Annotated in this window: 11 protein-coding genes; 7 read left to right on the forward strand and 4 right to left on the reverse strand. The window is 49.3% G+C overall.

Features of this window, described 5'->3' with window-relative positions; genetic code table 11:
• Window positions 1-592: 592 nt before the first annotated feature.
• Window positions 593-1,003 (reverse strand): hypothetical protein, encoded by a 411-nt coding sequence (locus tag ACK4FF_RS01955; protein WP_409704048.1) that lies wholly within the window; start codon window positions 1,001-1,003, stop codon window positions 593-595.
• Window positions 1,004-1,256: 253 nt separating this feature from the next.
• On the opposite strand from ACK4FF_RS01955, the gene ACK4FF_RS01960 reads away from it, so the two are divergent.
• Window positions 1,257-1,988, forward strand: coding sequence for a hypothetical protein (locus tag ACK4FF_RS01960; RefSeq protein ID WP_409704050.1), 732 nt, complete (start codon window positions 1,257-1,259; stop codon window positions 1,986-1,988).
• A gap of 10 nt (window positions 1,989-1,998) precedes the next feature.
• Complete coding sequence (locus ACK4FF_RS01965) at window positions 1,999-4,674, forward strand: CHAT domain-containing protein (protein WP_409704052.1); 2,676 nt, start codon at window positions 1,999-2,001, stop codon at window positions 4,672-4,674.
• Between the two features lie 121 nt (window positions 4,675-4,795).
• Here ACK4FF_RS01965 and ACK4FF_RS01970 read toward each other — a convergent pair whose 3' ends face one another.
• A complete protein-coding gene (locus ACK4FF_RS01970; RefSeq protein ID WP_409704054.1) occupies window positions 4,796-5,512 on the reverse strand; it encodes a M48 family metalloprotease in 717 nt (238 codons plus the stop codon).
• Between the two features lie 210 nt (window positions 5,513-5,722).
• On the opposite strand from ACK4FF_RS01970, the gene ACK4FF_RS01975 reads away from it, so the two are divergent.
• From ACK4FF_RS01975 to ACK4FF_RS01985, 3 genes are all read left to right on the forward strand, one after another.
• Window positions 5,723-6,709 (forward strand): transglutaminase domain-containing protein, encoded by a 987-nt coding sequence (locus tag ACK4FF_RS01975; RefSeq protein WP_409704056.1) that lies wholly within the window; start codon window positions 5,723-5,725, stop codon window positions 6,707-6,709.
• A 203-nt stretch (window positions 6,710-6,912) separates the two neighbouring features.
• On the forward strand, window positions 6,913-7,614 hold the full coding sequence (locus ACK4FF_RS01980) for a 3',5'-cyclic-nucleotide phosphodiesterase (RefSeq protein ID WP_409704058.1): 702 nt from the start codon (window positions 6,913-6,915) through the stop codon (window positions 7,612-7,614).
• A gap of 33 nt (window positions 7,615-7,647) precedes the next feature.
• The gene (locus ACK4FF_RS01985) at window positions 7,648-8,259 is read left to right on the forward strand and encodes a Crp/Fnr family transcriptional regulator (RefSeq protein ID WP_409704060.1); all 612 of its coding nucleotides are present in this window, start codon (window positions 7,648-7,650) and stop codon (window positions 8,257-8,259) included.
• Between the two features lie 210 nt (window positions 8,260-8,469).
• Here the strand turns inward: ACK4FF_RS01985 and ACK4FF_RS01990 are convergent, their stop codons facing one another.
• Window positions 8,470-10,236: an adenylate/guanylate cyclase domain-containing protein gene (locus tag ACK4FF_RS01990; RefSeq protein ID WP_409704062.1), complete on the reverse strand. Its 1,767-nt coding sequence runs from the start codon at window positions 10,234-10,236 to the stop codon at window positions 8,470-8,472.
• 389 nt (window positions 10,237-10,625) lie between these two features.
• Here ACK4FF_RS01990 and ACK4FF_RS01995 point away from each other — a divergent pair, with 389 nt between their 5' ends.
• Together ACK4FF_RS01995 and ACK4FF_RS02000 are read left to right on the forward strand one after the other, a co-directional pair.
• On the forward strand, window positions 10,626-11,054 hold the full coding sequence (locus ACK4FF_RS01995) for a hypothetical protein (RefSeq protein ID WP_409704064.1): 429 nt from the start codon (window positions 10,626-10,628) through the stop codon (window positions 11,052-11,054).
• A 387-nt stretch (window positions 11,055-11,441) separates the two neighbouring features.
• A complete protein-coding gene (locus ACK4FF_RS02000; protein WP_409704066.1) occupies window positions 11,442-11,867 on the forward strand; it encodes a hypothetical protein in 426 nt (141 codons plus the stop codon).
• Here ACK4FF_RS02000 and ACK4FF_RS02005 read toward each other — a convergent pair.
• The gene (locus ACK4FF_RS02005; protein WP_409704068.1) at window positions 11,824-12,168 is read right to left on the reverse strand and encodes a recombinase family protein; all 345 of its coding nucleotides are present in this window, start codon (window positions 12,166-12,168) and stop codon (window positions 11,824-11,826) included. The genes ACK4FF_RS02000 and ACK4FF_RS02005 overlap by 44 nt on opposite strands.
• Between the last annotated feature and the right edge of the window lie 20 nt (window positions 12,169-12,188).

Raw genomic sequence — 12,188 nt, forward strand, 5'->3', positions numbered from 1 at the left:
TCGTTCGAGATCCACAATGAAATGCAGTGCTACCCTGGACTCCGAGTAACAACTTCAATTCCGATGAATTAGTTATTTGATAAACCCCTAAAAGATGCTTACGATCCGCACAGCCATAGCTCTTCTCGTACTGACTGCAGGTCCAGCAATGGCGTCCAAGCCGCCCATTCCTGCGTGGGCCCCGAGCTTTATCAGCTTGGCTGATTTGGAATGCATGGATGAATACTCGTTGTCCAGTACGAGTCAATCTACTCACAAAGACCAAGTGCTGCGGGACAGCATTGAGTTCTGCGTTTCTCCAAACCGAAGTCAGCCGGTGCTGATTGAAGTCCTTCGCTTAAGGATAAAGGGGGGCAATAGTAACCCTCATTCACTTCCACAGGCGTTGACAATCGTGAAGCAAAGATATGCAGTGACTTATACCATTCTTGAGTTCCTATGTAGACCCCAATCTGTAGGGGCCTGTGTGAGGACAAGGGGCGTACTAGAGCCTAGAGATGCTCTCCTTTCTCGATAAGACCATTGTTGAGTCTGTAAAAACGAAAAAGGGGAACAAAGTTCCCCATCACAGCAATTACTGATCACGCTCAGCTCATGGTTGTGTCAGCGTCACTTGCAGTTGGTCTGGATAGTTAAATGCTGCACCGGTCTGTCTGTCAACTATGGCGCCGACCGGCCCGCCTAGAGCTAAGTTACCCCATATGGCAGCGCCGGACCTGCTTTCAACCTCAATTTTTCCTGCGGCGTACCCTGCTTTTCGGCATTTGATAGACAAACTCTCCGCTGATTTATTGATGGTTACTGTACCTGGGGTATTCACGGCCCATTTGCCTTTATCGTTTGACACAACGCATAAAGCTCCTTTGAGTTCACCGGCTGCGGCCATGGTTTTGACCGAGACAAGCTGCGATGAACCCTGAGTAATGGAGGCGCATCCACTGCTGACGATAGCCAATACGCCAAGAAGTGCCAATGTTTTTGGTGAATATTTGTTCAGTTTCATAAAGTTCCCCGTATGGGTTAGGTGAAGTTTTTGAGTCGGGAGCAAGCCCGAACTGAACTAATCATCTCTTGACGTGGATATGACCAATGTCGACTAATCGACTCACTTTCTGCAGGTGATTGCTGAGAATGGGCTTTCTCTCCAACGAATTCCATGCAAGGGTGAGGGAAAGCGATGAACTTGAATCCAGTGCCGCGCGCTCGTCGGTAAACATCGGAGTATGTCGAATAAATCTTATTGAGGCAGACAATCTATGCGCACTCATCTGTGGCTTATGCTGATTCTCGTCGGAGGGTTGCAGTCATGTGGCTACCGAGGTTTGGTGAATCCGAATGTGACTCAGGTTCCAGCAGGTGGGCAAACCAAGGTAATGGTTGTTCCAGCAGACTTTGTGATCAATGAAGTTGGTTTTGGAAGAAGTCAGGAGCGAGTTGTAGCCTGGGAGTTGACGGCATCCAAAGCGTTCGAAAATGCCGTTAAAGAGCTATCGGATAATCAGACATCCTATGTGGTCGCCAATTATGATCAGCTCTCGTCTGACGAGCATGATGTGCTCGATCAGCACCGTGCCCTGTTTGCCACGATGGTCCCAATACTTTTGCAAATCAAGGAAGGTAAAACAAAGGTCTGGACCGAGAAAAGAAGTAACCTCACCTATTCACTGGGTGATGGACTGGCGTTTCTTAAGCAAAAGTACGAAGTTGATTACGTCATTTTTGTGATCGGTAAGGATACTGTACGTTCAACTGGACGCATTGTATTAGACCTGTTTAAGGCTGTTATACCGGGTGCGGAATCGTTGTCAGCCAGCAATGCCTATGTCGTGGTGGGTATAGCGAACGCCGCAAATGGAGAGATCCTCTTTTTTGATACAGATACGGCTAAGCGTAAATCACTTAGCAACGAGGGCGATGTTAAAGAGATGGCGAGAAACAGCCTATCTGACTTTCGCAATTTGACTAGACAAAAAGTCAATAGCAAGTGAGGTGATTGGTATGTTGAGACTCATCAGTGAAAGGTGTTGGCCCACTTACGGCCTAGCGCTGATACTGGCTATCTGCCCCTTAGGTGCATCAGCCAGGTATGAGCCATTTACAACCATCGCCAGTCTTGCCCCAGAAGACGAATCAGAAACACGGTTATGGGAGGAATCTAGAACGCTTCACAAGCGCTTAATTCGCCGAGAGGATTCGTCTTATCTGAAACCAGCTACAGAGCTTTTGCGTGCTGTAGTAGCCAAAAATCTGCCAGGAATTGAGCAGACCTTTAAGTTCCATGTTTATCGAAGTTTCGAGTCTGCTTGCGTGACTACGCCGGCAGGGGAGATTTTTGTTTCTAGTGGTCTATTGCTTCGAATCAATGATGAACAAGAGCTGATGGCTCTACTGATTCGGGAAATGGGGCATGTTTACTATCGGAGCACTGCTAGTGCCTGGGCCGATGCAAAGGTTGGTGCGTCAATCAAAGAAGTTGCCATCACTGCACTATCAATTTATCAGGCTGCAATGACCATCTCGATGCTCAACACTGTTAATGGTATTCCATCCTCTGATGGAATTACTGAGGTGTACAGCTCTACGCCAGGTCAACCTATGACTCTTATATATTCCAACAAGGCTCCTACCTTCAGTGAAGAATTGAAGTACTTGTATGGGATCACTGCTACAGAAAGAACCAGAATATCCGGTGCAAGGGCGCTGGAACAGGCGTTGATAAGTTTGACGAAAACCTCGACGTTTGGTTACTCAGAAGATCTTGAGACCGCCGTAGATCGCTTCGCCTTAAGCTACCTAAATGAACGGTACGGGAGTGGTCAAGCATTCAAATCTTTGATGTTGAGATTGATGACACAGGCGCAACTTGACGGCACTCAAATCTCCGATAAGTTCTACAGTAACCCTGAGAGACTCAAGAGAAGATTGGAAGTCTACGAACGTTGGCAAAGTGATAGATCAGTACATCCTTTGGCGGTTCAATTGGCGAAGCTGAATTCATCCAATAAACCAGCTAACTCAGCCTTGCTATTTCCTGTGGCATCAAAGGGTTCCGAAGCTGGGGTAGTGCAGGTTGAGCCTTTTGTCGGGCAGGTTGTTTCAGAACAGCCTTCCGAGGCTGACGAGAAATCTAATGTTGAAGTTTCTGATGCACTTTCATTGGTCAGGATAGGAATCAATGAGCATCTACAGTCCGGGGAGGATTTCGAGCGTATTGGTGATGAAGCGCAGGCGCTGGTTTTTTTTGGTAAGGCGTTAGAAATGGCATTGGCTAGCCAATTGTCTGTGCAGACATGGGTAGCCAAGGCCAAGCTCATGACACTTTATGCACAAGGCAAAAAGGTGCGTAGTACGGTAAAGGCCTTGGAGATTGGTGCAGACCTTCTGAATACCTATGTTGCGTCTCCAGAGCAGTTCAAAAATTCCTCTGCCTCTCAGTCTCAAGTACCTGATCAAACTGTTTCCAATGTTTACCACCAGATGTATCGATTGCTGCTTCAAGCAGGTCAGACAGCGCAAGCGGAGCAGGTTCTGGTCATGCTCAAAGAGCGTGAATTATTGAATTTTTTGGGGTTGGATTCAGATCTTGCTCGTTCAAATTTAAAGTCGTTCGATACTACCTCGAAGGATACCGCAGCAATAAGCCAAATTTTTGTAAGGCAGGATTCAGGTGTTGCTGTACTGCAGTATGTGCTGGACGAGCAATTCCTAAGCATAACCTTAACTTCGACTAAGGGCGTTGTAGTCAAAGAGGTTCGGGTAAGTCGCAGGAATATCGAAATGCAGATCAGTGGGCTTCGCACAGCAATCAGTAATCGCCTGGATACTTCACCGTTTTCTCGCGCACTCTGGGATGTGTTGATCGAACCAGTGTCCACTGAGTTACAGCTGCTCAAGCCCCACACACTAATTCTTGGTTTGACTGGACGACTTCGCTATTTGCCGTTCGCAGCATTGACCGATTCCACAGGGTCCGTATTGATTGAGCGTTACGCGTTAGCTTACTGGGGGCAGGCCGGCGGACAGGCAACCATTGACTCGCCAAAGCCCTTTGAATCCGTCGCGGGGTTGGGTGTGAGTCAAGAGATTCACGGGCAATCAGCCTTACCTCGGGTGAAGGATGAGTTGTCAGCCATTGTGCGAACTGAGAACACACCCAATGGATTAGTTTCAGGGTTTGTGGCTCTCGATGAGGAGTTTGATCGGGATAGATTCGAGAAGACGGTTACTCAGCCAGGTGATGCTGTACATATTGCGAGTCATTTCAGCTTCAATCCAAACAGTGCAAGCAGAAATCTTCTGTACCTCGGGAAAGGTGAGCCAATAAGCCTGCAGGCCCTCAGCAAATTGGACTACTCAAACATCAACACTATGACGCTATCGGCATGCGAAACCGCCAACGGTGGCGGGGTAGACGAGTACGGTGTTGAAATCGAAGGGCTTGCTTCAACTTTGTTGCGTGCAAAGTCCAAGACTGTGATCGCAAGCTTGTGGAAGGTTGACGACAACTCTACCGCGGCCTTAATGGAAACTTTTTATCGAAGTAAAACTGAATTGAGTATGAGTCACGCTCAGGCGTTACAAAGAGCCCAGCTAGAAATCAGGTCTGGCAAGGGCCAACAGAATGATCATCCATTCTATTGGGCTCCCTTTGTTGTATACGGCAATTGGCGATGAACGAGATACTTCAACATGTGCCGACGCCGCAAGACCCTTCGAAGTAACTTTGATTCACCTCGGGCGAAACTAGAAGTAGTTGTAGCTGTTACATGTGCGACGGATCTTTAGTAACTGCCGGTTATTTAGCCAGCAATTGTTCGATTGTGTGAAGCCGCTGGTCCGCTGGAGGATGCGTCTCTGAAAGGCCCGAATCCTCAACGCTTTTAAGCTTCTCGAACAAAGTTCGATAATCGTTCGGTAGTTTGTGCCTCGATAAGAACTGCGTAGCCCAAAGGTCGGATTCATGTTCGTGACGCCACTTCAGGCGCCGCAACACTGGCCCCAGTTCAGTAGGTTCTTCTAGATTTTTTCGGATACATTGGCCAACTTGTAGAATGAAATCCGGAGCATCGCCTTCATACATAGGACAATCGTGGGCTGCTAACTTAATGACAGCCTTAAGGTGTTGAAGTTCGATGTGAGCTAATTCATGGGCGATGATGAAGTGTATTTCGCCCTCAGTGAAGCGATTCATTCCACGCGCAGGAATCAGAATTTCACCGCTGGCCAGCGATGCCGGGTTGCTTAGGCCCTTGACGATTCGAATCTGAACTTTTTTATTCGATAGACGTACGAGTTGTTGAGCGATTTGCTCTGTGCGTTGTGCCGCAAGGTCACCTGGAACAGATTCAAGACTCTCGCTTTTGTGCTCAAGGCTCTTCGTTGTCATGGCCTGGATAACAAGTTCCTTCAGGCGTGTACCTTCATCATTGGTTTCTGCACAGATCGGTGTTTGACCAAGAAGAAACAACGAAAGGATCAACATCCTCCCGAGCGGCTTTTCATAAGTGTGCATCTTCCCTGGTCCATCTCTTCATTGAGACTCCTCTATCTTATTCACATGCTTTTTTCAGACTGTCGAAAAGTCGACTATCGAACCTGCGCGAAACCCTTAGACTGCTCGAAGTTAGTATGCTTTTTCATAAGCTTTTAGATAGCTGTTGTACGCAGGCAATAGCGACTGGTTCGCTCCTGCTCCAAGTATCTTTTCGGAGTCCATATCGCCATGAGTCACTCTGTCTACAGAACGAGACTACTTGTACTTCTTGCAAGTTTCTGGATTGCCTTTAGTCCTCCTGCGAGTGCATTTTCTTTAGGGCAATTCTGGGACAGGATCACAGGTAAGGAGTTTTCACCAGAGCGCATGGCCAAGGAGTTGACAAAGGGTGTCAAGGATGAGCGTCAGAAGGCTCAGCGACTTTTTGATTGGATCACCGAGAACATCGTTTACGATGTCGAGGCCTACCGAACCGGACTACCAGTCACCCGAGATCTTGATCAACTGATGCGGGTGAAAAAGGGCACCTGTGATGACTATGCGCAGCTGTTTAACGCAATGGCCACTTCCGTGGGCTTGAGCTCAGAAATTAAAACAGGTGTGGTTCATGATGCTTCGAGCCCTACTGGCGTTGCAGGCCATGCCTGGAATGTGGTGAATATCAATGGCCGTACCTTGATCGTCGATACTACGTGGGGGGCGGGGTATTACGACCATCTATCCAAGCAATTTACGAAAGGGCGCGACCTACGCTATTTTCTGGCAGATCCGGCCCAGATTCTATTGAGTCACCGCGAAGAAGATCAAAATGGTCAACCGGTCGAGTTACCAGGGTTCTCGTTTGAACAGTTTAGACAGGCCCAGACAAATACCCGTAGGTTGGCTCGGCTTGGTGTGCCTGCCCAGCAATTGATCTCCCGCTTAGGTTCTGTCCTTGAGGGCAAAATGCCTGTGGCGGAAGACGCGCTGGATGAACTACTTCGAATTCGTAGAGTGCCGCTTGAGAGACCACAGGGTAGTCGTAGCGTTCGATTCGAGATTAGTCACTCATTTGGAACAACCCTTGCTCTGCGGACTGATAAGAATGAGATTCCATTTTTGCTCTCTACTGACAAGACGGTATCAACCCTCGATTACAACGCAGCCGAGGGGAATCCCTTTGTGATTGTCTACAAGCTAAGCGACGCAAGGTATTTCAAACTGCTGAGTTACTAACCTGTACGTATGACTGACGTTGATCGTTTTGACCCTTTAGCCGGTCTTTCCGGCGATCACTTGCCCGTCACTATGGTGCTGAGCCGGTCTGCCCGGTCATTCTCTAGATTCAAATTTTCGGGGGCTCCATTCTGAATAACACCATCGAAGTAATTGGCTGCAGTGGGGGTGCGGGCGACCCAGGCAATGGCACCACTTCTCTGATGATCAATTCAACGGTGTGTCTTGAAGCTGGTAGTGGCCTTTTGAATCTTTCAATCGAGCGTCTGTTAAAGATTGAGTCAGTTATTCTGAGCCATTCGCATTTCGATCACATTTGTGGGTTGCCCTTTTTGTTGGAATTGCGCAAGCAGCAGACCTCACAGCCATTGCGGGTGTTTGCCCACCACAACACGATAGAGTCTCTGAAGACCCACCTATTCAACCAGCATTTGTGGCCAGACTTCACCCAAATACCAACAATTAGTGAACCAGTACTCGTGATGGTGGCGCTAACAACTAAGCAGTCTCACAATATTGCAGGGCTCGAAGTGGTGCCTGTCGAGGTCAATCATACGGTACCCACTCTAGGGTTTCTCATCCGCGGAAGGTCAGGCTGTTTTGCCTACTCAGGAGATACTGCTGCTTGTCAGGCATTCACCGGCGCATTGGGGAGTTGGCCTGATTTAAAGCACGTCATCATGGAGTGTTCGTTTCCAGACAATCAGCAGTCCCTAGCTGAGTTAACCGGACATCTACGCAGTTCGGATCTTATAGCACTCAGGTCTGAATTGTGTGCTCAGGTACCTTTGTGGGCCACCTCAACCAAATCATGGTACCGGGCCCAGATCGAGGCCGAGTTGGCCATGTGGCGCGGCGCGTCAGTGCTGCAATGCCTCAAAGTAGGTCAGACAATGAGTTTCTGATACATTTAGATCATGTCCTGAATTTCTTGGCTCATGATGGATTTAATTGATTTTTTCGAACGATTCGGTGTCTCTAAAACCTATCCGAAGGGCACCCAAATTTTTAAAGAGGGTGCGCCAGCCACTTTTGCCTTATTGATTGCCGATGGGGTAATTCAAATCAGCAAATCGGACGAAGACAAACACTTTATCGTGGCTTTACGCGGTGAGGGTGACATCATCGGGGAAATGGTTTTTGACGGGCAGCCGCGCTCAGCCACGGCCGCAGCGTTAACCGAAGTCCGTGCCTTTTACCTAGCCACTGAGACCTTCAAGCGGATTGTCTTCGAAGAACCTGAGGTCGCCATGAAACTCTTTGCTGTTTTGCTTCAGCGGCTAAGGCAGGCTACTGACCAGGCCAGTGATATGGCTCTCATTGGAGTTTACGAGCGGCTGCGCAAGTTCCTGCTGGCTCGACTAGTGGATCAAGCCGACTCACAAATAGGCCCAACTGATGTCGATGTTAACTTTCAGACCATCGGAAATCATCTGGGTGCCTCGCGCGACATGATCAGCAAGATATTCAAGGAGCTTGTGAAGGGTGATTACGTGAGGCTTAACGAAGGCAAGGTGTATCTGCTGCGGCGCTTGCCGCCCAAGATGTGAGTAGGCCTTCCACGCACAGATTCAAGTCCGTGTTCTGTACTAACGAGCGTTGCAAAAGCCGTGGGTGACTCTCGTCTGTTATGTCGAGGCCAATCTCATTAAACTCGAGTGTTAAAGAATTCGCATCTTATATGGATCTTCGAGGGGCATGAATTTTTTTCCTATTGCCATTCAAGTCAGGTTTACATAGCCCGCGAACTAGCGTCAGTTTCAGCTCCTGATATCAAGCCCAGTCAATTCAACTTCTGGATGTTTAGGGTGACGAAGTGCCAGGTTATGCAGTGACCACGATTCGCCCAGAGTCCCAAGGCTGGCATGATCGACAACTACCGGGTAGGTGACTGGGTCAGCGAGGCTTTCAAAATGAGCGGCCCGATTTGCTGCCAAGCCGGTGACCGCTAGGTCGAATCGTTCAGGATCACCCACTTGGCCCAAGATCACCTCACCGGAGCTAATTCCGATTCGGATGCGTTGGTTAAACTGACTCAAAACAGGAGTGTTTGTCTTGTGCAGCAGTGTCAGAATGTCTTTAGCTGCATTGAGGGCTTCGCCTAGCGGGTTTGTCGAGAGTATCGGAGCACCGAAATAGGCAAGCAGACCATCTCCTCGGAATCGCTCAACACAGCCCCCATGTTGATGAATGATCTTTGTGGATGCAGCTAACAGAGCATTTGTATTGGTATACAGGTTTTCCACAGACTGTGAAGTCGCGTCACGTGAGTAGCCTTGCAAATCAAGTACCAATACACTGGCGCTTTCAAATCGACGTGTCTGCATGAACAGGTCTGGATTTTTAATACATTGTTGAAACACGGCTGGACTCAGTAGGCCACCCAACAGATTTTGAATTTTACGTTTGAGCAACAAGGCATCCAGAACTCTGCTAGCAGTGAGCACAAGCCCTCCTGCGAGGCAGAATAGAGCTAGGGTGATGGCATCAAAGTAGACTCGGTGTTGGTTTACTGCAATCATTTCGATCAACAGTATGACCGTCCCCAGCAGTAACAGGGTAGTTGGTGCTGCGACTCCGCGGACTGGCCAAACCAGAATAAGCAGCGCGATGGGCAGCAGCAAATAGACCCAGTAATCCTCCTCAAGCCATGCAACCCTGTTCTCTAGCACTGCCTCAGTGTTCAGAGCATGAACCAGTCCGCCTTTCATCCGTGCATGGGCAAGGAACCCCACGCGTTGATGAACAGACATCAATTCATCTTCGTACGGGAAGTTGGATCCCACTACTACGATGGCCCCTTCCAAGCGTATATCCGTTCCCGTCTGAGTCAGCAACTGTGCTGCCGATATCTCCACCACGGAGTTCAGACCCCTGGTCAGTATTAGACCCTCTTGTTCGACAGTGGCGTTCAGATACTGTGCTGCTGTAGCTGCCATGGATTGCTGTGCATTCCTTGGACAAAATGGCGATGGAAATTGTTGAAAGTGCCTTACGACCTGATCCTCATCCACGTTCAGTGCCATACAGGCTTTAATGAGGTTTGTGTTCTGTTCGACTTCACGCAGTGTGAAGGCCCGAGTATCTGGGCCTTCAGATTGGGGTGACAAACCCATAATCAACCCACCGTAGCGGGAGATTTTCAGTAGCCGCTGCTCAAATCGCGTTGCCTCTCCGGGGAGTACTGATTCGAATCGCTTGGGGCTGAACTGGTAGTCCACCATTAAGACGGCCGGTTTTGCTTGATGAATACGCTCAAGCAGATCCCCCCAACGTTTGAATTGCATGGCCAGTGCTAAATCTGGATCTAGGAAGGTGTCGTCAATCTGTACAAAGACAGCATGGTAGGCGGGGTCGTCTACCGGTTCCAACATCTGGTTTGAGATAACTAGTAGATCCCGCCAAAGAGGCGCTACAGTCGACTGCAGGCCTATGACAATCACGACACTAATCAAGATATGCAGCAATGTTCGAATCAGCACTTGAATCCTAGGACTTGGCGAAATGCTTACAAAACGATCCGACATGAGACAGGGCAGGTCAAAGGTTGTCGTTCAAGGTAGACTAAATTCGTCATTGTTTATCACAGTTTAGAGCATATGCCACATTCTAGATGTCGACTATTCGACTGATATTCTTACTTGCTTGTACTCTACTTAAAGTATGTAGAACCACTGCTTCATAGGCCGTGAATCTTATGTTCATTAGCGCACCCCATTCCTTGATCAGTTTTTTGTTGGTTTCGCCGTTGGTTATGACTTCAGCCATGGTCTGTGCTCAGAGTCCGCAACCGTCCCAAACCACGATACTTGTAAAAGCCAATGAGCCGTCCAATAGATCTTTGGGCGCCTTCTTCAGTGAGTTTCGCAAAAAGAGAGCCACTGTGGGAGGGACTGTACTTCGGGGTGATTCACGCGTGGCCATGCCTAACAATTCGCTTAACCGTCCTGTCATGCTTACAGACCTGGCGGTATTCAAGGTCCTACCAGGTGGCGATAAGCTGACGCTCAGATGGGACTCTACACCTGAACAACAATGGCTCCTGAAAATTGCTCAGCATGAGGTCGTTGTCCGTGGCGGATCAGCTGATTTGCCAATGCCGCAGGTCAGCCAGGATGTGGTGCATGTATGGGAGCTCACAGAAGTCGGCGTACCTACCAAACAACTGGTGGGTCATTGGTTCATGATCAACGGCGTTGAGGCTACAGATGTCCAGAAACTCACTAATCTGCTGGCAGATTATCGATCAAGTGGCCAGTCTCAGGCCGTTGACTACCGGGAGGTTTGCCAATGGCTGTACGAGGAGCAACTGGTTCACTTTAACCAGTGGTGCCTGAATCCATGAGTTCGTTCGGGGACATTCGTCAAGGGTTCTTAATCAAGCCCACGACACTAACCAAGCGCAAATGGCCGCAACCGTCTTATCGAGACGCCTTGGACACGGCCTCGCTGTGACCTACCGGTCTGGTTTTGTGCGTGTCGGGCTATGCCGTCCAACCGACCTGACGGTCGTCGTACGGCTGCCGATGGTCGTACTCATCCAAGGCGGCAATGACGAAAACCCCAGTGCGGCAGGAGAGGGGGGTGCCCTATACCTGCCAGCCCATTACCGACCGCTCTGAGGGCGTTTAAAACGGTCTGTAAGGGTTTTACGATGCAAAATGTTTGGCTTTTCTTCACGCAGAGATTTGAGATAATTTCACTGCTGACAAAAAACTACTGAAGGCACATCATGAAGAAATTGTTGGTCGCAGCTGCATTGGTGGCAGCGTCTCAGGCTGCGATGGGGGGGGAGTTTTATTACACCCCCAGAGGCTCGCTTAATGTCGCTGACCTGGACGGAAAGATTAACGATTTAGTGTCTGATAAGTTCACTAAAAGATATCCGCACAAGTCGTGGGGGATTTATATTTACACCTCTACTGCCAATGCGGGTACAGATGGATCTGCACTTGCTTTCGCTAGCGTTGGGGTGGCAAAAAGGGGACTAGCTGGCTTGCAGCCCGCAAGCCGTCAGTTTGATTCTTTGGGTAACCATCCTGCGATCATAAACGCAACGCTTGTGCAGAAGAAGCCATACCTCATCGAACATGTCCGCTACGCATTACGAGATCTCATGGACAAATGCGAGACAAGCCCGAACTGCGACATCGATTAATAGCCATCACCCCGCAATGCTGGGGGAAGGTCGGCCGTTCAAGCACCTGCTCGGTTCTCCCGAAGGTGAACCCGTATTCGACAGAACCGCGGTAACGGGGATTCTCCAAGATGTTCGACACCGTCGTGGGCGTCGCCTTGCGACCTTGGGCAGTGGAGCGAAACAGTGCGTTCAGGTCGGCGGTCATCTGACGCAGAGATGACCCGCGGGAGCGCAGTAGGAATATCCGGCGCACGGTGTCGGCTTGGTCGTCATCAACGTGCAGACTGCTGTCGCCGGCAGCTCGGTAACCAAACGGCATTCGACCACAGGCATAGTCAC

This window comes from Limnobacter sp. (assembly GCF_046297615.1).
Classification (GTDB): Bacteria; Pseudomonadota; Gammaproteobacteria; order Burkholderiales; family Burkholderiaceae_B; genus Limnobacter.

Excerpts from the sequence above, each read along its gene's own strand:
- ACK4FF_RS02005 (WP_409704068.1), bottom strand. The coding sequence starts at position 12,168 with ATGCCGTTTGGTTACCGAGCTGCCGGCGACAGCAGTCTGCACGTTGAT.
- ACK4FF_RS01960 (WP_409704050.1), top strand. The coding sequence starts at position 1,257 with ATGCGCACTCATCTGTGGCTTATGCTGATTCTCGTCGGAGGGTTGCAG.
- ACK4FF_RS01990 (WP_409704062.1), bottom strand. The coding sequence starts at position 10,236 with ATGTCGGATCGTTTTGTAAGCATTTCGCCAAGTCCTAGGATTCAAGTG.
- ACK4FF_RS01975 (WP_409704056.1), top strand. The coding sequence starts at position 5,723 with ATGAGTCACTCTGTCTACAGAACGAGACTACTTGTACTTCTTGCAAGT.
- ACK4FF_RS01970 (WP_409704054.1), bottom strand. The coding sequence starts at position 5,512 with ATGCACACTTATGAAAAGCCGCTCGGGAGGATGTTGATCCTTTCGTTG.
- ACK4FF_RS01955 (WP_409704048.1), bottom strand. The coding sequence starts at position 1,003 with ATGAAACTGAACAAATATTCACCAAAAACATTGGCACTTCTTGGCGTA.
- ACK4FF_RS01980 (WP_409704058.1), top strand. The coding sequence starts at position 6,913 with ATGATCAATTCAACGGTGTGTCTTGAAGCTGGTAGTGGCCTTTTGAAT.
- ACK4FF_RS02000 (WP_409704066.1), top strand. The coding sequence starts at position 11,442 with ATGAAGAAATTGTTGGTCGCAGCTGCATTGGTGGCAGCGTCTCAGGCT.
- ACK4FF_RS01965 (WP_409704052.1), top strand. The coding sequence starts at position 1,999 with ATGTTGAGACTCATCAGTGAAAGGTGTTGGCCCACTTACGGCCTAGCG.
- ACK4FF_RS01985 (WP_409704060.1), top strand. The coding sequence starts at position 7,648 with ATGATGGATTTAATTGATTTTTTCGAACGATTCGGTGTCTCTAAAACC.